This is a genomic window from Micromonospora arborensis, from assembly GCF_003205615.1.
Taxonomy (GTDB): Bacteria; Actinomycetota; Actinomycetes; order Mycobacteriales; family Micromonosporaceae; genus Micromonospora; species Micromonospora arborensis.
Window position 1 is genome coordinate 115,314 of the sequence record NZ_PYBV01000003.1, and the last position, 18,351, is coordinate 133,664.

Genomic DNA, 18,351 nt, shown 5'->3' on the forward strand with positions numbered 1-18,351 from the left:
GCATGAACGAATTGAGTCGCGCGCAGATCCGCGACCTCATGGCTCAGGTGCTGAAGAACCAGGACAAGGAGCTGCCCGCGGACGACGCGGCGCAGTTGCGGGAGATCGGCTTCCGGTCGCTCGACTTCTCCGAGCTGGCCCTTCGGGTGGAGGACGAGACGGGGGAGGAGCTCAACTTCGACGCCCCCGGCCTGCGCCGCATCGCCACCGTCGGAGACGTTCTCGATTTCCTCGTCGAGCTTCAGCACCAGTGACCGTCGCGACGACCCGTAGCGCCGCCTCCGGGCACCCGGAGCCGGCCGGCGTCGACAACCGGGTCGTCGTCGGTGGCGCCGCGCTGACCTGGCGTTCGCTGCCGCTGCCGACGCTGTCCGACCCCGTGGCGGTGCTCGCCCACTCCGCCGTGCACGCGCTCACCGCCGCTCGGCAGCACGCCGTGCACGGCACTGAGCTGCTGCTCAGCACCGCGAGTCGGGTCGACGCGGCGATGCGTACGGAGCTGCTGGAGGCCGGGTTCACCGTTGGCGTCCTCGACGACGACGGGCTGCGCCCGCACGCCCCGGCCCGGCCGCGAGCCGCCGATCCTGGCCGGCTCTGGCTGCTGACCTCGGGCTCGACGGGGCGTCCCAAGCGGGTCGGGCACACTCTCGACACACTGACCACCGTGCGGGCCGAGCAACCCGATCGGACCTGGCTCTGCCCGTACGCCCCCGGCACGTACGCCTGGTGGCAGGTGGTCACCCTGTCGCTGACCCAGCCCGGCCAGCACCTGGTGGTGGTCGAGCCGGACGAACTGGACGACTGGCCCACGGTCGCGGCCGCGCACGGGGTCGACGCCGCCTCCGGCACCCCGACCTTCTGGCGCCGCACCCTCTACCGGGATGCCGCCGCGCTGGCCCGGGTGCCGTTGCGCCAGATCACCCTGGGCGGGGAGCCGGTGGACCAGGCGATCCTGGACCAGCTGCGGGAGGTCTTCCCCACGGCCCGGATCTCCTGGATCTACGCCTCCTCCGAGGTGGGGGCGTCCATCGTGGTGCACGACGGGCGGGCCGGTTTCCCGGTCGACTGGCTGGACCGGGAGGCCCCTGGTCGGCCGACGCTCTCCGTGCGCGACGACGAGCTGGTGGTCACCTCGCCGTACCACGGCGCCGGGTTGGCCGGCCCGATCCGCACCGGGGACCGGGTGCAGGTGCTCGACGACCGGGTGCTGATCACCGGCCGCCTGGACTCCGACGAGATCAACGTCGGCGGCAGCAAGGTCTCCGCCGGCGTGGTCAGGGGCGTGCTGACCGGGCATCCGGCGGTGGCCTGGGCCCGCGTGACCGGTCGCCGCGCCCCGGTGCTCGGGCGGATGGTGGTCGCCGAGGTGGTCCTCACCCCCGCCGGTCCCGGCGACACCAACGTGCCCGACGAGGGCGCGCTGGTCCGCTGGTGTGCCGACCAGCTTCCCGAGCACGCGGTGCCACGCCGGATCCGCGTACTGACCGAGATCCCCGTCAAGGAGACCCTGAAGAGCGATGTCTGACCCCGCCGACACCCAGCTCGTACCGCCCAGCACCGTGGTCCTCGTCTCCGGCGGTTCCCGTGGCCTGGGCCTGGCCATCGTCACCGACCTGCTCGACGCGGGCGTCAAGGTGGCCGCGTTCGCCCGCACCATCACGCCGGAGCTGGAGAAGCTCGCCGCCGACCATCCGGACCGGGTGCACGTCGGCTCGGTGGACGTCACCGACCTGCGCGCCGCGCAGAGCTTCGTCCGGGAGGTCGAGCAGCACCTCGGCCCGATCGACGGCATCGTGAACAACGCCGCCATGGGACAGGACTCCCTGCACGCGCACACCGCCACCGACGACATCGCCCGGATCATCGAGACCAACCTGACCGCCCCGTTGCAGCTGACCCGGCTGGTGATCCGCCGGATGCTCGGCAAGGGCCTGCGCGGGCGGATCGTCAACATCACCTCGATCTGCGGGCAGCGCGGTTTCCCGGGTCTGGTCGCGTACTCGGCCACCAAGGGCGGCATGGACGCCGCCACGCGCTCGCTCGCCCGGGAGCTGGGCGGCCGGATGCTGGTCAACTCGGTCGCGCCCGGCTTCTTCGCCTCGGAGATGTCCGCCGTGCTCGGCCCGACCCAGCTCGACCAGATCGTGCGCCGCACCCCGACCGGTCACCTGACCGAGCCGGTGGAGGTCACGCCGGTGGTGCGGATGCTGCTGCGCGAGCACACCAACATCAACGGCCAGGTCATCGTGGTGGACGGTGCCGCCTCCATCTGACCTGGACCGGCTGGTCCGGCCCCGTCCGGTGCCAGGGCTGCTCGCCGTCGCCGAACAGCACCTGCGCATCGGCGCACCCGCCGACCTGACCGACGCGGTGACCCGCAGTCACCTCGACGACGGACGTTGCGTCGGCTGGTACGGCCCGCGGACACCGGGGTGGCGGGTGGCCATCGACGCGGAACGCGCCGACGCCGCGGTGCCCCCGACGCTGGCCCGCCGGTTCGGTGTGGAGGACTTCTGGGCGCGGTGGACCCGTGCCGAGTGCTGCTGCAAGCTGGCCAACGTGCCGGTGGCGGCGTGGTGGCGTCGCCACGGATTGAGTACGCCGGCCGACGGGTCCGCGGTCTGGCGGACCCTCTGGCTGGCCGACCTGGTGATCACCGTCGGCTTCGTCCCCGACGGTCGGGGTGCTGCTGTCGGCGGCTGCTCCCGGTAGAGCTGCCCCGCGTGTGGGGCGTCGTCCGTTGTTGGGTGCCCGGTCGGGTGTGGGCTGGTGCCGGTGGTTGGGTCCTGTAGAGCTGCCCCGCGTGTGGGGCGTCGTCCGTTGTTGGGTGCCCGGTCGGGTGTGGGCTGGTGCCGGTGGTTGGGCCCTGTAGAGCTGCCCCACGTATGGGGCGTCGCCCGTCGTTGCATCCCGGACGGGTGCTCGCGGTGGTCGGTCTGCCCGTGCCGGTTCGTGGTGCGTGCGGTGGTCGGCTGCTTCTGCCCCAGATCTGGGGCAGCTCTACAGGCGCTCAGGGGAGTCCGCCGGGCCGGGCTGCACCGCTCGGCGGCCCGGCCGGCGGACGACGGTCAGACGACGGTCGGACGACGGGTCAGATCAGGTCCCAGCTCAGGGGAGTGCCGCGTGGGACGTCGGTGGCGAAGGTGCGGCCCAGCACCCGGTCGATCTCCACGGGAGGCAGACCGCCGGCGGGCCGGATCGACCGCACGTTCCGCGCGGTCACCGGGTCACCGGCGCGGACGTCCTCGACCACGAAGAGGGAACGGCGGAAGCGCAGCCCCTCCTGCTCGGCCGGGGTTGGGCCGATCGCGGTGCCACCCAGCGCCGCGTACGCGCGGCCGGACTCGGCGACCAGGGCCGCGAGCTCGGCCGGGTTCAGCGAGAAGTCCGAGTCGACACCGCCGTCGGCCCGATCCAGGGTGACGTGCTTCTCGATGAAGCAGGCGCCCAGCGCCACCGAGGCGACCGCCACCCCGATGCCGGGCGTGTGGTCGGAGAGCCCGACCGGCACGTCGAACGCGCCGGCCAGCACCGGCAACCGGCGCAGGTTGCTGTCTGCCGGCGGGGCCGGGTAGGACGCGGTGCAGGCCAGCAGGACGATGCCCGCCGCGCCCGCGTCGCGGGCGGTACGCACCGCGGCGTCGATCTCGGCGACCGTCGCCATCCCCGTGGAGATGACCATCGGCTTGCCGGTGCTGGCCACGAGCCGGATCAGTGGCAGGTCGACCAGCTCCGACGAGGCGATCTTGTACGCGGGCGCGTCCAGCGACTCCAGCAGCTCCACGGCGGTGGCGTCGAACGGCGACGAGAAGACGGTCAGGCCCCGTTCGCGGGCCCGCTCGAAGATCGGGGCGTGCCACTCGTACGGGGTGTGCGCACGCTCGTAGAGGCGGTACAGGTTCTCCCCGCCCCACAACTCATGCCCGCTGGAGATCCGGAACGCCGGGGTGTCGACGTCGATCGTGATGGTGTCCGGCCGGTACGTCTGCAGCTTCAGCGCGTGCGCCCCGCTCTCGGCCACCGCGTCGACGATGGTCAGCGCCCGGTTCAGATCGCCGTTGTGGTTGCCGGACATCTCGGCGACCACGAACGGTCGCTCCCCGGCACCGACCAGGTGCGGTCCGATCTTGATTGTCGCCGTCATTCCGACCTCTGCTCAGGTACGCCCGCACCGCGGTGCGGTGGTGCTGTCGTCGTCGTCCACCCAACGAGCGGACGACCTGGAAAACCAGGGCGCCGGGAGCCGACCCGGCCCCCGGCGTGGTGTGTGGCGGGGACGGTCACGGTAGGCGGCCCCCGGCCAGCGCGTCGCGCCGCTGCGCCGTGGCGAGCCCGTCGTTCCGAACTGTCGCGGCGGCACCCGCCCCTCGGCCCGGGTCCTCGTCGGCGCTGACCGAGGCGGGACCGGCGCCGGTCGACGGGCCACTCCGCCGGAGGCGACCAGCGACCCGGTGAGCCCGGCGCAGCGCCGAGTACGCCAGCCAGTCGCCGCGCCCGACGAGGCGGTGCTTGAGCCCGGTCACGCCGGAGGGCAGTGGATACCCGCCGGTGGGCAGGTACCGACGGTAGTGCTCGGCGGCCCGCTGGAAGAAGTCCCGCCGCAGGTGCGGGTGCAGCCGGTCGTCGTTGCCCACCACCACCAGGTAATGGTTGATCATCAGCTGGAACAGCTCGGCCTGCAACCGCTCGTCCGGGTGTTTGCGCGCGACCCAGTCCAACAGCCGCTCGTACTGGTCGAACGCGTCGAAGTGTCGCCCGCTGCGGGTGGAGGTGATCGCACCCTGCCGACCCTGCCGGTACAGGTAACAGACCCGGTCCAGCACGGAGATCTTCTCCGCACCGATCAGCAGCGGATGGCTGAACGGGATGTCCTCGTACCAGCCGGGGAAGAAGCGCAGCTCCAACTGCTCCAGGAAGTCCCGGCGGACCACCTTGTTCCAGGCGGTGTGCTGCACCCGTAGCAGTTGCGGTTGGTCCTCCAGACGGGTCACGGCGGGAATTCCGCGCAGCAGGTGACTGCTCGCGTCGACCTCCCGCCGGCCGTCCTCGTGCACCCGCAGGTGGTCCAGCATCAGCACGTCGGGCTGGTGCTGGCGCAGTCGGTCCAGCACCTCCGGGATCGTGCCCGGCGGCAACCAGTCGTCGCTGTCGAAGAACCAGACGTACCGGCCGGTGGCCACGTCGAGCCCGGCGTTGCGGGCCAGCCCCAGACCCACGTTGCTGCTCAGGTGCACGACGCGGACGCCGTCGTGTCCGGCGGCGTACGAGCGGAGCATGTCGCCGCAGCCGTCCGGGGAGGCGTCGTCGACGGCGATCAGCTCGACCGCGTCCGACTCGCCCGCCGGGACGTCGGCCCGGATCGATTCGAGGCACTGGTACAGGTACGCCTCGACGCCGTACACGGGCACGACGATGCTCAGCAGCGGTGCGTGCGTCGGCTCAATGACCACGCCCGCCACCTTCGACGACCCGGGTGGCCGGCCCCGGAACCACACGTGGCCGCTGATGGTGAAGTCTCTGAACTCCCGCCCAGCAGAAGGTTAACGTCGACCGCCGGGCGGTTCTCCGACCCGGGAGACGGTGGCCTGCCCGCCCGGCAGTCGGCTGGTGGGACGCGTCCGGTTCACCCAGGAGTGACCCGGTAGGGTGCCCCGGGTGCGGCCCTGCCGGGCCGTCGCGGGCGTCGCCGTCGCGCCGTCCGACGCCGCGCCGAGGAGGATACGGACGTGCTGGTGACCCTGCCGAGCTTCGGAGTCCCGGCATGACGAGCGCCGCAGCGGTGGCAACGACCCGGCCCGCGCCCGCGCCAGCCCGACTGCCCTCGCTGACCGGGCTGCGGTGGATCGCCGCGCTGCTCGTCTTCGGCTTCCACGCGGGCACCATGCGGATCATCGCCGAGCCGGACTACAAGGCGGTGGTCGACGCGCTGTTCACCCTCGGCCTGTCCGGGGTGCAGTTCTTCTTCATCCTCAGTGGTTTCGTGCTGGTCTGGTCGGCCCGCGCGGGCGACTCCCGGCGTACCTTCTGGCGGCGCCGGGTCGCCAAGATCTACCCGAACCACCTGGTGCTGTGGGGGGCGGCGCTGCTGGTCGCCTGGTGGTTCGCCGACCCGGTCGTGCCCGCGGCCGCGCTGGAGAACGTGCTGCTGTTGCAGGCCTGGGACCCCCGGCCGGGCTGGTTCTACAGCATCAACACCGTGAGCTGGTCACTCTCCTGCGAGTTCTTCTTCTACCTGTGTCTGCCGCTGGCGTTGCCGCTGCTGCGCCGGGCCCGGCCGAAGCTGCTCTGGGTGCTGATCGTCGCGTTGCCGCTGCTGATCCTCGCGCTCTGGCCGGCCCAGCAGTTGGTGCCGGAGGTGAGCCGGTGGTGGTTCACGCAGATCTTCCCGCCCGTACGGTCGCTGGAGTTCTGGTTGGGCGCGGCGGCGGCCGAGTTGATGCGCCGTGGCCTCTGGCGTGGTCCGGGGCTGACGGCGGCCAGCGTGATCTTCCTGGGCACCTGGGTGGCGGCCGCGGAGTGGATCCGTGCCGAACTGTGGACCACGCTGCTCGCGGTCGCGTACCTGCTGGTGATCACCGCCGCCGCGGACGCGGACGTGCGGGGCAAGCGTTCGCCGTGGCGGTCCCGGCCGCTGGTCTGGCTCGGGGAGGTGTCCTTCGCCTTCTACCTGGTGCACGTGCTGGTGATGACGAGCGTGCTGCGCCTCAGCGGTGACTGGGGGACCGGCTTCGAGGGCTGGCGCGGCCCGGCCGCGGTGCTCGGTTTCCTGCTGGTGAACCTGATCCTCGCCGGGTTGTTGCACCGCTTCGTCGAGACCCCGATGATGCGCCGACTCGCGCCGCGTCGTCGGGCCCGGCCGCCCATCCCCGAGCAACGCACGGCCGGAACCCAGGTCACCGGCGACGAGGCCCACCACACCGACGGCGTGGGGACGCGGGCCGAGGCCGGCGGGGCCGACCAGGCTGGCAGCCGATCATCGTACGTCGACTCGCGCTGACACCGTCCACCCTGGTCAGCAGGGTCGGCGCGGCGTACGCCGACACGCCCGTGGCCGGTGCGTCCAGGTCGGCGTGGCGGTAGCGTGGGGACGTGCTCCCGGTCGCGCTCACCTGTCCGCTGTGGTGGGTGGCGCGCTGGGCTACGCGGGTGCTGACCAGCCTCGCCGTGGTGGCGGCCCTGGCGCTCGGCGCGGGCGCGGCCTCGGCCGCCGTGCCGACCGCGAGCGCCGTGCCGACCCCGAGCGCCGCGCCGGCACCGAGCGCGGTGCCGTTCGCGCCCGGGGCGCTGGTGACGTCCTGCCGGCCCACCTCGCCGGAGGCTGCGGCGCATCCGGCCCAGGTGGTCCGAGCGGGGGCCGGCGAGGCGTCCTCCCCGGCCGGGTCGGTCGACTCGCAACCAGCGCCGCCCGGAGGCCTGGGCACCATCGCGACCGGCGTGCTGCCGGTGTGCGCGGCCGGATCCGACCGGCTGCCTCTCGTCGACGGCCCGCACGGCTGGGCTCCCCGGGGCCCACCCGGGCGCTGAGTCACCGGGACGAGCGTCCCGTCGCCGCGCCCTGTCGACCCACCAGCTCCGCACCCCGCCGATCCGTGGTCCACCGTGGCCACCTGGCCGGTGGGGCTCCCCATCGCTTTGCTCTCTCCCCGAGGTGCCGACCATGGAGACCATCGTCTTCTACCAGTTCGTGACCGAGGTGCCGCAGGCCGCGGCCATCTGGTCGACCCTGTTCCTGCTGGCACTGGGCGTGCTCGCCGTGCTGGTCGCCCGCCCCGAGCGGGAACGGCCCACGGACGATCCGCTCCCGGCCGCGCCGACCGCCCGCGAGGTGGCCGCGGCCGAGGCCGTCGACCTGCGCCGGTACGCCGAGGAGGTGACCGTCGCAGCGGCCGGCGCGGCCCGGACGGCACGGCGGCGACGCGACGCCTGGCTCACCGCCCAGGAGCAGGTGGAGAGGGCCTGGGCGGGGTACGACGAGGCGGACACCGCCGCCCGACGCTTCGCGGGGTCTGCGGCGCTGCCCACCCCGCACACCCCCCGGACCCCCGCCGAGTACGCGTCCCGGGAGCGCTACCTGCACCGCGCGGCGACGGCGGCGTACTGGCGGGGCGACCTGACCATGGCGCAGCTCGGTGACGTGTTCTCCCACCGACACGGCTGGGATCCCCGACGGCACCCGGTCGAGCAGGAGGCGCTGCTCAGCCGGACGATCCGGGACGCGAGACTGGCCGACTACCAGGCCGCCGCCACCGAGGAGCGGGCCGCCTGGCGGGACGCGGAACTGGCCGCCGAGGCGGCGCGCACCCTCGCCGAGGAGGCGTACGCGGCGGCGGCCCGGTTGCGGCCGAGCCCGGCACCCGCCCGACGGGCGGCGAGCGGCGTGTCCCGGCCCGCCCTCGTGGCCCGGTGGCGGCCGGCTCGTGTGGGTTGAGCCCGATCCGTTACGTGAGCCCCGTCACGCCATTGGAAAATCGGGCGTCCGGCACGATCGGCTCGATCCTTCCCGGGATTGTGGCCGCATTATCGGCGGCCTGTCCGGTTGTCGCCCACAGGCGTCACCGTAACCGGTTGTCCCATCGAGTCACGTCATCGGCAATACGCGCAGAAATTGTTGCGGCAAATCGGGTTTACGCAGGTGGGCCTTGCTTGGCAGGGTGCGAGTGGGCCAGTAGTGTCGTCCCGTCCGGTGCGGTAACCGATCGCAAGAGGCGACGCCGCGCCGACCCGCTCAATCGTGATCAACGAACCGGGGACCCATCAGTAAGTCCGGGGTGAATCCGCGAGCCACGGCCCGCGGTAGGGCGATCTTCCCGCCCGAATCCGTCAGCTAACCCGGTAGGCGGTGTCGGAAGGAGTTCCCAACTCGTGCAGCACCTTTCCACCCTTCGGTTGTTCCCTCGCCTCCACGGCGCAGCGGTGCCCCCGCTCACCCGTCCAGTGACGGTGAGCTGACCCCCCGGGTCATCGCCTTTCCCGCCCGGCCGCGCCGGGCGTTCCCCTGAGCGGTTCACCATCCGCGGACCACGGTCCGTGCGCTGACGCCTGCCCGGATACCGGTCCGGCCGCGGTGTGCCGCTCTCCCCCCGATCCGTGGAGGACCCGTGAAGCACACCATGCAGCGTCAACTCCGACGCTTCGCCACCCAGCGTCCGTACCAGATCGCCGCCGCCTCCGCCGCGGCCCTCGTGATCGCCACCACCACCGGCGCTCTGCTCGCCACCGCCGACGACGCTCCGGCCAGCCAGCGCACCGCGACCACGGTCGCCGAGATGCGCAGCGACACCGTCGCCTCCCTCGGCGAGGCACGCGACGCGTCCCCGTCGGCCAGCGCCGCCCCGGCCACCAGCGCCGCGTCTCCCGCCGCCAAGGCCAGCAGCAACCCGGACCTGACCCGTAAGCCGGAGCCGCCGAAGCCGCCCGCGACCAAGGTGCTCAAGTACGAGTACGAGGCGCAGAACACGTACTACAACTGCGGCCCGGCGGCCACCCGCAACGCGCTCAGCGCCACCGGCATCGACCGCACCCAGGAAGAGCTCGGTGCCGAACTCGGCACCACCGAGATGGGCACCAACTCGGCCGAGGACACCACCCGGGTGCTCAACGCCGAGGTGAAGGGCGCCCCGTACCGGACCCGGATGTTCGCCGGCGCACCCAGCCCGGCGCAGATGGACCGGCTGCAGGCCGACGTCGTCAAGGCCATCACCGACGGCCGGGGCGTGGTGGCCAACGTGGTCGGCGACGCCACCGACACCGACGGTGGCTGGCACTCCTACGGCGGCGGGCACTACATCGCCGTCGTGGGTTACAAGGACAACGGCCGGACCGTGCGGATCGCCGACTCGGCGAACCCGGCCGACCCGTCGTACTGGATCACCACGATCGACCTGGCCAACTGGATCGCCAGCCGGGGCTACTCCGCCTGACCCGGGCACGTTGACCGCCGCGGGCGCCGTCCCTCACGAGGGGCCGGCGCCCGCGGTGTCTTTCCCGACGCGTGCGGCGTGCGCGGCTGGCCGCGACCCGTGCTGGCGCTGCTGGACGCGTACCGGTGAGCGGTCATGCCTGTGCGGACGCGGTCAGTTCCTTCGCGGGCGCCAGCTCCCGGCGCGCGGCGGTCAGGAACGCCTCGGCGTACGAGTCGGCGGGGAAGTCACCCAGGTAACGCCGGCGGGTGGCCCAGCGCTCGGCGGCCAGCGGGTCGGTGTCCAGCAGAGCGGTCAGCACGTCGTCCACGTTGGACATGTCCCGACGCAGGACGTAACCGGACGCGGCCAACGGGAAACGCTCGGTGAACCGAGCGCCCTCGTCGCCCATGTCGGTGACCGCGTACGGCTTGCTGGAGTAGAGGTAGTCCGAGATGACCCCGGAGACGTCGGAGACCAACGCGTCCGATCGGTTCACGCACTCGGTCAGGCTCAGCTCCCGGGCGGCCGCGCCGATGACGTGCTGGCGTCCGCTGCGGGCCCGGTCGGCCACGAGTAGCTCGGTCAACCGGCCGAGTTGGCGGGCCGACGCCGGGTGCTGCGCCGTGTACGGGTGGGCGCGCAGGATCACCGTCGCGCCGCGCTCCAGCAGCCGCCGCAGCAGGGCTTCGGCCACCGGCAGCGAGCAGTAGTCGGCGTCGGCGTGGTGCCCGGTCCAGGTCGGGGTGTAGAGCACCGTCGGTTGCGCCAAGCCCCGCGCCGGCTCCGGGCGTACCGTGATCGACTCGACCTGCGGGCGGCCCACCACCACGAACTTCTCCGCCGGGATCTGCACCCCGGCGCGGGCGTACCTGTCGATCGCCGCTGGCCCGGCCACGAAGATCCGGTCGAAGATCCCGGACACCGGGTTGGCGCTCGGCGCCTTGTCGCTGTCGCCGTGGTGCAACTGGACGTGGGTGAGCTGGGTGAAGCGGACGCAGTGGCTGTTCTTCGCCCCGTGGTTGACGTAGAACGCCACCCGCAGGCTCGGCACCAGCGCCTCGTCCATCGCCCGCAGGGTCGGGCAGTAGACCACCGGCGCGTCGGTGGCCGCCGCGATCGGGGCCAGGAACTCCGGCTCGCGCAGCACGACCAGGAACGGCCGGCCGATCCGCTCCAGGTACGGCAGCCACATGGTGACCTGGTATTCCGAGCCGGGAGGCGCGGAGAAGTAGAGCAGGAACTCCGGCTGGTGCCGGCGCAGCGCGCGAGCCACCGGCCCGCCACCTGCTGACGGCCGGAACCGCCGCCGGGCCAGGTCCAGTGCGACCACACCGGCGCCCGCGCCGACCAGCAGACTGGCGGCCAGCGCCACGCCAGCCGGCAGCGCGAGGGCCGCAGCGAGCGCCACCACGGCGAGCAGCCCGAGCAGGGCGGTGCCGAGCCGGTCGGCGATCAGCGGCGTCCAGGCGCGTACCGGCAGATTGGCGGCCCGGATCTCCAGGTTGCCGGCGCTGCGCAGCGGCCCCACCAGCAGCACCAACCCCAGCAACACCAGCGCGGTGGCGACCAGCGTGAGGTTGAGCCCGTCACCCAACTGCCGGGCGTAACCGACCAGGACCGCGGCGGCGATCAGCGTCGTCTCCGCGACGAGGTCAGCGGTGCGCCGGATCCGCTGCTCGGCGGCCGAGGCGGCCAACGCGGCGACGGCCAGCGCCAGCCCCCAACCGGTGGCGCCGGTGAGCGCCAACACGACGAAGGCCAGGACGGCCAACCCGGTGCTCAGACACCGGGCAGCCAACTTTCGGACCAGGTCGCCGCGCATGTCGCTCCGTTCGTGGTTCCGCAGCCGTCGACGTCAGTTCGCGGACGCCGCGCTGGCCGGCGCCTCGACCTGATCCGGCCCGGACTGGGCTGGCACGGTCGGCGTGGGCCCGTCACCGGGCGCCCGGCGTACGTCGATCACCTGGCCGGTCAGGTCGGAGATCAGCACGTCCAGTGACGACTGGGCGACTGCCTCGGCGGCGAGCAGGGTGTGCTCCGGCTCCTCGCCGAACGCCCGCGTCCGCATCGGCGTGGCGGTCCGCTCCGGGTTGATGCAGTTGACGCGGACGCCGACGTCGGCCCACTCGTCGGCGAGCGCCTGGGTGAGGTTGACCAGGGCCGCCTTGGTGGCCGAGTAGAGCGCGTAGCGGGCCCGGCCCCGGGTGTAGGAGCTGGACGTGTAGAGCAGCAGCTGGCCCTTGGTCTGCTGCAGGTACGGAAGGGCCTGGCGGGCGATGGTCACCGGACCGACGAAGTTGACCTGGAGCAGCCGGTCCATGGTCTCCTCGTCCATCTCGGCGAGGGCGCCCTTCTCCAGGATGCCGGCGGTGACCACCACGTGGTCGATCCGGCCGGTGGCCTCGAAGGCGGTCGTCAGTGCGGCCTCGACGTCCGCGGCCCGCTCCACGTGGGTGCCGGTGCTGGAACGGCTGAACGGGAAGACCTGGGCGCCGTAGCGGCGGGCCAGCTCGGTCAACTCGTGGCCGATGCCGTAGCTGCCGCCGAACACCACGATGGTGCGGCCGGTCAGCTCCTCGCTGTAGCTGCGGTGGTCGGTCAGCCGGGGCGCCTGCGCCGCGGCGAGCTGGAAGAGCTTGTCCGCCAGGTGCACGTCGACCGGGTGGGTGACCTTGATGTTCTCGTCCGAGCCGTCGATCACCTTGATCGGGGTGCCGGGCAGGTAGCGCAGCACCACGCCGCAGTCGTCGGTGGCGGCGAAGTCCGGGTCGTCCTCGGCGATCCGGTACGCCTCACGGATCGTGGGGGAGCGGAACGCCTGCGGGGTCTGCCCACGGCGCAGCCGGGAGCGCACCGGAATGTCGGTGATGCAGTCGTTGTCGTCCACCTGGATGATCGTGTCCGCGGACGGAATGGCCACGTCCACGGCGTCGTAGGTCCAGAGCGCGTTGACGCACTCGCGCACGATCCTGCCGCTGAGCAGCGGGCGCACCGCGTCGTGGAAGAGGATGTTGCAGTCCGCCGGGCCGACCGCGTCCAACGCGATCCGGGTGGTGGCGTTGCGGGTGTCACCGCCCTCGATCACCTTGGTGACCTTGCGCAGGCCGGCCTTCTCGACGATCTGCCGGGCGTCGTCGACGTGGCCGGTCGCCATCAGCACGATGATCTCGTCGATCTCCGGCGCGGCCTCGAAGACTGCCAGGGTGTGCTCGATGATCGGCTTGCCGGCGATCTTCAGCAGTTGCTTCGGGATGCCGAGGCCCAGCCGGGTCCCGGTGCCTCCGGCCAGAACCACCGCCACTGTCCGTGAGGGCCGCCACGGCACCGAGGTCTCCGCTGCGGCGTCCGGGCCAGTGGTCTGGTCCTGCGTCATTGCCGGATCCTCACTCTCAGGGATGGTTAACGGAAAGTTCCGCCCGAGCGGCGACGGAATGAACCTTAACGCGCGGACCGCGCCGCCCCAACGCGGGCGACGCGGTCCGTGGAGCTGTGTCGATGTCGGCAGTTCGCCGGCAGGCTACTTGCTGTTCGCGTACGCCTCGTAGGCCCGGATGACCTCGTCGGTGGGCCCGTCCATCCGCAGCACGCCCGATTCCAGCCAGATCGTTCGTTCGCAGGTGTCCCGTACGGAGGAGAGCTGGTGGCTGACGAGGAACACCGTGCCCGCGCCCTCCCGCAGCTCCCGCACCCGCTGCTCGCTGCGCTTGCGGAAGCCCTTGTCGCCGGTGGCGAGTGCCTCGTCGATGAGCAGCACGTCGTGCTTCTTCGCGGCGGCGATGGAGAACCGCAGCCGGGCCGCCATGCCGGAGGAGTACGTCCGCATCGGCAGGCTGGCGAAGTCGCCCCGCTCGTTGATCCCGGAGAACTCGATGATCCCGGCGGCCTGCTGGGCCACCTCGTCCGGGTGCATGCCCATGGCCAGGCAACCGAGGGTGACGTTGCGCTCCCCGGAGAGGTCGTTGAGCAGGGCGGCGTTCACGCCCAGCAGTGACGGCTGCCCCTGGGTGTGGATCGCGCCCTTGTTGACCGGCAGCAGGCCGGCGATGGCCCGCAGGATGGTGGACTTGCCGGAGCCGTTGCTGCCGATCAGCCCGATCGCCTCGCCCCGGTACGCGGTGAAGGAGACGCCCTTGACCGCGTGCACCTCCCGGACGTTCGGGGCGTGGGTGCGCTTGACCAGCCGGCGCAACGCGGCCACCGGCGTGGTGCCACCGGAGGCTCCCTGGTGCACCCGGTAGATGATGTGCGCGTCGTCGACCACCACGGTCGGGATGCGCTCCTGGGTCGAGGTCATTGTCGCGCTCGCCTCGGGGGAGGCCTCGATGTGCTCAACCACGGCCGTACTCCTGTTCGCCGCGCCAGAAGTAGATGAAACCGCCGATTCCGGCGACCAGCGCCCACCCGCCGCCGACCAGCCACAGCTGGGTCAGTGACTCGTTGAGCAGCGGCGCGTCCTCGAGCAGCGCGTACCGGGCCAGCTCGATGTAGACCAGCATCGGGTTGTACTGCACCAGCGTGGTCGCCCAGCCGGGCAGTCGGTCGAAGAGGGTGACGCTGTAGAGGACGCCGGAGCCGTACATCCAGGTGCGCAGGACGAACGGCATGACCTGCTTGAGGTCGCTCGCCTTGGACCCGAGCCGGGCCACCAGCAGCACCACGCCGGCGTTGAACAACGCCTGCAGGATCAGCGCCGGCACCAGCAGCAGCCACTTCAGCGTGATCGGCTCGCCGGTGACCAGCACGATGCCGATCAGCACCACCATCGAGGCCAGCAGTTGTTGGAACTGGGTCAACGTCGTGGACAGCGGCAGGCTGGCCCGGGGGAAGTGCAGTGCCCGGATCAGCCCGAGGTTGCTGCTGATCGACTGGGTGCCGGCCAGGACCGCGCTCTGGGTGAAGTTGAAGATGAACAGCCCGGTGGTCAGGTAGGCGATGAAGTTGGGGATCGCCTGCTGGTCCAGCACCACCCCGAAGATCAGGTAGTAGACCGCCGCGTTGGTCAGCGGGGTCAGCACCTGCCAGAGCTGGCCGAGCTTCGCATTGCTGTATGAGGCGACCAGCTTGGCGTTGGCGTACGCGGCGATGAAGTGCCGGTAGGCCCACAATTGGCGGCTGTACTCGACGAGGGTGGGGCGCTCACCGGCGACCCGTAGCCCGTGCCGAGCGGCCAGCTGCGCCTGGGTCAGGCCCGTGTCAGGGTCGACCAGCGCGGTGGTGGCCATGGAAATGGCGCTCCGATCTTTCGTGCAGACGGGTGGCTCACGACGATGGAATCCTAGTTGGACACGTGCGCGGGGCGCCGCCTCGTCGCTGCACGGACAGTAGTCCGAAACACGTCGGGACGCAACCGTATCGTCGTTGCGCTACCCTGGGCACCGTGAGCTGCGAGAAGAGTCCCTGGTGACGACTGAGAAGAGGCGTGCCCCGGCCGGCGCGGCGGTGCTCCGTGGCGAGATCACCACGGCCATCCGACGCGCGTTGACGCAGGAACTCGCCGCGGTCGGCTACGGCCGGCTCTCCATCGAGGCGGTGGCCCGCCGCGCCGGCGTCAGCAAGACGGCAATCTACCGGCGGTGGAACTCCAAGCTCGACCTGGTGCTGGAGATCGTCGCCGCGGCGGCGCACGGCAAGCTGCCGGCACTGGACACCGGCACCCTGCGCGGCGACCTGGCGCTGCTGTTCCAGGCGGTGGCGCACGCGCTGCGCCACCCGCTGGCGTCGCAGATCATCCCGGATCTGCTGGCCGAGGCGGCCCGCAACCCCACCATCGACGCGACCCTGCGTGAGGTGCTGCACGCCCGCCAGCAGGAGATCGGCGGTCGCCTGGTCAGCCGCGCCGTGCAGCGGGGTGAGCTGCCCGCCGACACCGACCTGGACGCGGCGATCGACCTCATCGTGGGCCCGCTCTACTGGCGGCTCGCCATCGCCCGCCTCCCGCTCACCGACAGCTACCTCGACAACCTGGTCGAATCCGTGGCTGCCGGGCTCGGCGCCGACACTGCTCTGTCCCGCCCTCGGGCCGCTCCGATCTCGGGTTGACCAGGCCCCCGACACCCCGCCGGCCGCAGCAGCGGTTCCGCTGTCCGATTCCGCTAGGCTGCCCCCTTGACACCCGGCTGTCGTCGATCAGACATCCGTTTTTCGCCCTCTCAATCCGCCGCCGGACGACAAGGACGCCCCGTGACGCAAGTCGAAGACGCTGCTGTGGCTCCAGCGCCAGCCGACCAGAGGAACGCCCCGAGCGCGGGTGCTCGACCTGGCGGCACCAGCCGGCCCGGCCAGGGTCGCGGTCTGATCGGGCGGATCAACGCCGCGGTGGCGGCTGCGCCCGTCGTGGTCACCGACGTGGCGGTGGTGAGCTTCGCCATCTGGACGCTGCTCTACCACCTCAACCTCGGCCTCGACCTGCGCCCGTCCGTCGTCTTCCTCGTCTGGGTCGTCCTGCAGCCGGTCGCGGCGTACGTGGCCTGGAGGCTTCGCCGTCGCGACCCCGTGGCGCGGCGTGCCGACGACGAGTCTGCGGCGAGCCAGACCGCGGCGCCCGTCGACCGCGCGTCGCTGCTGCGTCGGTACGCCCTGCCGGTGGGCACCGCGGTCGGCGCGGCGATGTTCGCCGCCCTCGGCAAGGGGTCGCTGAGCTGGTGGTTGGCGGCCGCGCTCGGCCTGGTCTCGGTGGTGTCCGCCTGGCTGGCGCTGGGCCGCCGCGGTGACACGGCCGACGCGCCCGCCGCGCCGGCCGTCCAGGCGACCACGCCGGCGCAGGGGTACGTGGTCCTCGTCCTCTCCCTGGCCGCCGCCTACTTCGCCACGCTGATCTCCCGGGTGTCGCTCGACGACGTCTTCTACGTCGGCAAGTCGGTCTGGGTCGCCGAGCGGGACAACATCCCGTTCCGGGACTTCCTGTTCACCGAGGGTGTCCTGCCGGGCGGTTCGGCGAACCCGCCGCTGCCCTCCTTCGAGGTGTTCGTCGGGGCGCTGGCCCGCGCCCTGCACGTGCACACGGCGTCGGTGTTGTGGTACCTCCTGCTGCCGGTGCTGGCCGTCTTCACGATCTTCGCGCTGTGGCGGCTCGTGTTGCGGTGGGCTCCGCGGCGTCCGCTTGTCGTGTTCGTCGTCGCGCTGGCCTACATCCTGCTCGTGGCGTACTACGCCGACGCGCTGAACACCTACCACCTGCCCCGGCTGACCCAGGGCAAGAGCGTCTTCGTCCACGCCCTGATCCCACTCGCCTGGGTGTACCTCACCGACTACCTGGAGCACCGCTCCCGACGTGCCCTGATCCTGCTCACGCTGCTCTCCGTGGCGGGTGTCGGCTACACCACCACCGCCGTCATCCTGCTGCCCCTGCTCGCCGCGGCGGCCGGCGTGGTGCTGCTCGCCATGCGGCGCACGCGGGAGGCCATCGTGTGCTTCGCGGTCCTCTCGGTCTACCCCCTGCTGTCCGGCGTACTCGTCCAGGTCCTGCGCGGCGGGGTGGAGGAGGCCGCCGCGACGTACTCGCCGCTGCTGCCCCTGCGGACCATCTACGAGCTCACCCTGTGGCTCGGTGTCCTCGGCATCATCGGTGGGCTCGCCGTCTGGTGGTCGCCCCTCCTGCTCCGGCGCGGGGTGCCGCAGCAACTCGCCGCCGGCGCCGCGCTGGCGATCACCGCTCTGATGGTCCCCGGCCTGTTGAAGTTCGGCGGTGACCTCAGCGGTCTGACGGCGGTGCTGTGGCGGGTGCCGTGGATCCTGCCCGTGCCGGCGCTCGTCGGTGTCCTCGCGGTCATCCGCCTGCCGGGGCTGGCCCGGACGAGCCGGGTCCTCGCCTTCGCCCTGCCGGTGGTCCTGGTGTTCGCCTTCTACACCCTGGGCGAGCCGATGTGGAAGGGCGACGCGGTCCAGACGAAGCCGACCTGGCGGATGCCGGACAACCGCAAGGCCGCCTCCTTCTGGATCCAGAAGCTGGACCGCCCCGACGGCCTGGTGCTCGCCCCGTCGTCGGTCATGCGGGCGCTCCCGCAGGTCACCTCGGAGGTACGGGTGGTGCTGCCCCGCGACCTGTATCTCGTCGACTACGGCTCGGAGACGCCGTTCGCGCTGGACCGGCTGCTGCTCGCGAAGTTCGCCGACGGAGAACTCGTCTCCATCCCCGAGGTCGCCGCGGCCATGGGCAGGGTGGGCGTGGGCATGGTGTGCGTGTGGAAGGGCAACACGGCCGTCACCGAGGCGGCCCCGACCCTGGGCCTGGAACCCTTCGCATCAAGGAAGGCGCCTGGCGCCATGGTCTGCTATCGCGTCGGCGTGCCCGGCGCGACGACCGGCGGATCCTGAGCCGGTGGTGGCGAGCGTTTTGACCGTTTTACGGCACGGATACCCGCTCGATACCTTCGCGCAGGCTCACGTTAGGGTCGCAGGCATGTCCGTCAGCCTCCGGGCGGCGTGACGTGACGAGCGCCCACCAGGCGCT

General features: G+C 71.9%; 16 protein-coding genes and 1 riboswitch. Of the genes, 10 read left to right on the forward strand and 6 right to left on the reverse strand.

Annotated features, from left to right (window positions below):
• Positions 1-2 precede the first annotated feature (2 nt).
• The 4 genes from C7C45_RS02260 to C7C45_RS02275 are packed head-to-tail and all read left to right on the forward strand — an operon-like array spanning position 3 to position 2,712.
• Positions 3-254, forward strand: a complete 252-nt coding sequence (locus tag C7C45_RS02260) for an acyl carrier protein (RefSeq protein WP_091401397.1) — start codon at positions 3-5, stop codon at positions 252-254.
• Positions 251-1,525, forward strand: coding sequence for an AMP-binding protein (locus C7C45_RS02265; protein WP_110561943.1), 1,275 nt, complete (start codon positions 251-253; stop codon positions 1,523-1,525). Before C7C45_RS02260 ends, C7C45_RS02265 begins: the two co-directional genes overlap by 4 nt.
• Complete coding sequence (locus C7C45_RS02270; protein WP_110561944.1) at positions 1,518-2,273, forward strand: SDR family NAD(P)-dependent oxidoreductase; 756 nt, start codon at positions 1,518-1,520, stop codon at positions 2,271-2,273. The genes C7C45_RS02265 and C7C45_RS02270 overlap by 8 nt, the downstream gene beginning before the upstream one ends.
• Complete coding sequence (locus tag C7C45_RS02275; RefSeq protein ID WP_244200197.1) at positions 2,257-2,712, forward strand: hypothetical protein; 456 nt, start codon at positions 2,257-2,259, stop codon at positions 2,710-2,712. The genes C7C45_RS02270 and C7C45_RS02275 overlap by 17 nt, the downstream gene beginning before the upstream one ends.
• A 379-nt stretch (positions 2,713-3,091) precedes the next feature.
• Here the strand turns inward: C7C45_RS02275 and pseI are convergent, their stop codons facing one another.
• Together pseI and C7C45_RS02285 are read right to left on the reverse strand one after the other, a co-directional pair.
• Positions 3,092-4,144, reverse strand: coding sequence for a pseudaminic acid synthase (gene pseI / locus C7C45_RS02280; protein ID WP_110561946.1), 1,053 nt, complete (start codon positions 4,142-4,144; stop codon positions 3,092-3,094).
• Between the two features lie 136 nt (positions 4,145-4,280).
• Positions 4,281-5,450 carry a glycosyltransferase family 2 protein gene (locus C7C45_RS02285; RefSeq protein ID WP_110562059.1) on the reverse strand — a complete coding sequence of 390 codons (1,170 nt, stop codon included), beginning with the start codon at positions 5,448-5,450 and terminating at the stop codon, positions 4,281-4,283.
• A gap of 311 nt (positions 5,451-5,761) precedes the next feature.
• On the opposite strand from C7C45_RS02285, the gene C7C45_RS02290 reads away from it, so the two are divergent.
• The 4 genes from C7C45_RS02290 (at position 5,762) to C7C45_RS02305 (ending at position 9,920) form a co-directional block, all read left to right on the forward strand.
• Positions 5,762-6,997 carry an acyltransferase family protein gene (locus C7C45_RS02290; RefSeq protein ID WP_110561947.1) on the forward strand — a complete coding sequence of 412 codons (1,236 nt, stop codon included), beginning with the start codon at positions 5,762-5,764 and terminating at the stop codon, positions 6,995-6,997.
• A 92-nt stretch (positions 6,998-7,089) separates the two neighbouring features.
• A complete protein-coding gene (locus tag C7C45_RS02295) occupies positions 7,090-7,524 on the forward strand; it encodes a hypothetical protein (RefSeq protein WP_110561948.1) in 435 nt (144 codons plus the stop codon).
• Between the two features lie 133 nt (positions 7,525-7,657).
• Positions 7,658-8,428 carry a hypothetical protein gene (locus C7C45_RS02300; RefSeq protein WP_110561949.1) on the forward strand — a complete coding sequence of 257 codons (771 nt, stop codon included), beginning with the start codon at positions 7,658-7,660 and terminating at the stop codon, positions 8,426-8,428.
• A 284-nt stretch (positions 8,429-8,712) separates the two neighbouring features.
• A riboswitch (cyclic di-AMP (ydaO/yuaA leader) is annotated at positions 8,713-8,854 on the forward strand.
• A 244-nt stretch (positions 8,855-9,098) separates the two neighbouring features.
• Complete coding sequence (locus C7C45_RS02305) at positions 9,099-9,920, forward strand: C39 family peptidase (protein ID WP_110561950.1); 822 nt, start codon at positions 9,099-9,101, stop codon at positions 9,918-9,920.
• Between the two features lie 133 nt (positions 9,921-10,053).
• Here C7C45_RS02305 and C7C45_RS02310 read toward each other — a convergent pair whose 3' ends face one another.
• The 4 genes from C7C45_RS02310 to C7C45_RS02325 form a co-directional block, all read right to left on the reverse strand.
• Positions 10,054-11,724 (reverse strand): CDP-glycerol glycerophosphotransferase family protein, encoded by a 1,671-nt coding sequence (locus tag C7C45_RS02310; protein WP_110561951.1) that lies wholly within the window; start codon positions 11,722-11,724, stop codon positions 10,054-10,056.
• A 33-nt stretch (positions 11,725-11,757) separates the two neighbouring features.
• On the reverse strand, positions 11,758-13,275 hold the full coding sequence (locus tag C7C45_RS02315) for a bifunctional cytidylyltransferase/SDR family oxidoreductase (RefSeq protein WP_110561952.1): 1,518 nt from the start codon (positions 13,273-13,275) through the stop codon (positions 11,758-11,760).
• Positions 13,276-13,419: 144 nt separating this feature from the next.
• On the reverse strand, positions 13,420-14,196 hold the full coding sequence (locus tag C7C45_RS02320; protein ID WP_110561953.1) for an ABC transporter ATP-binding protein: 777 nt from the start codon (positions 14,194-14,196) through the stop codon (positions 13,420-13,422).
• A gap of 34 nt (positions 14,197-14,230) precedes the next feature.
• Positions 14,231-15,124 (reverse strand): ABC transporter permease, encoded by an 894-nt coding sequence (locus C7C45_RS02325; protein WP_110561954.1) that lies wholly within the window; start codon positions 15,122-15,124, stop codon positions 14,231-14,233.
• 178 nt (positions 15,125-15,302) lie between these two features.
• Here C7C45_RS02325 and C7C45_RS02330 point away from each other — a divergent pair, with 178 nt between their 5' ends.
• The gene (locus tag C7C45_RS02330) at positions 15,303-15,941 is read left to right on the forward strand and encodes a TetR/AcrR family transcriptional regulator (protein WP_110561955.1); all 639 of its coding nucleotides are present in this window, start codon (positions 15,303-15,305) and stop codon (positions 15,939-15,941) included.
• 141 nt (positions 15,942-16,082) lie between these two features.
• Positions 16,083-18,215 (forward strand): DUF6077 domain-containing protein, encoded by a 2,133-nt coding sequence (locus C7C45_RS02335; protein ID WP_146247232.1) that lies wholly within the window; start codon positions 16,083-16,085, stop codon positions 18,213-18,215.
• Positions 18,216-18,351: the final 136 nt, after the last annotated feature.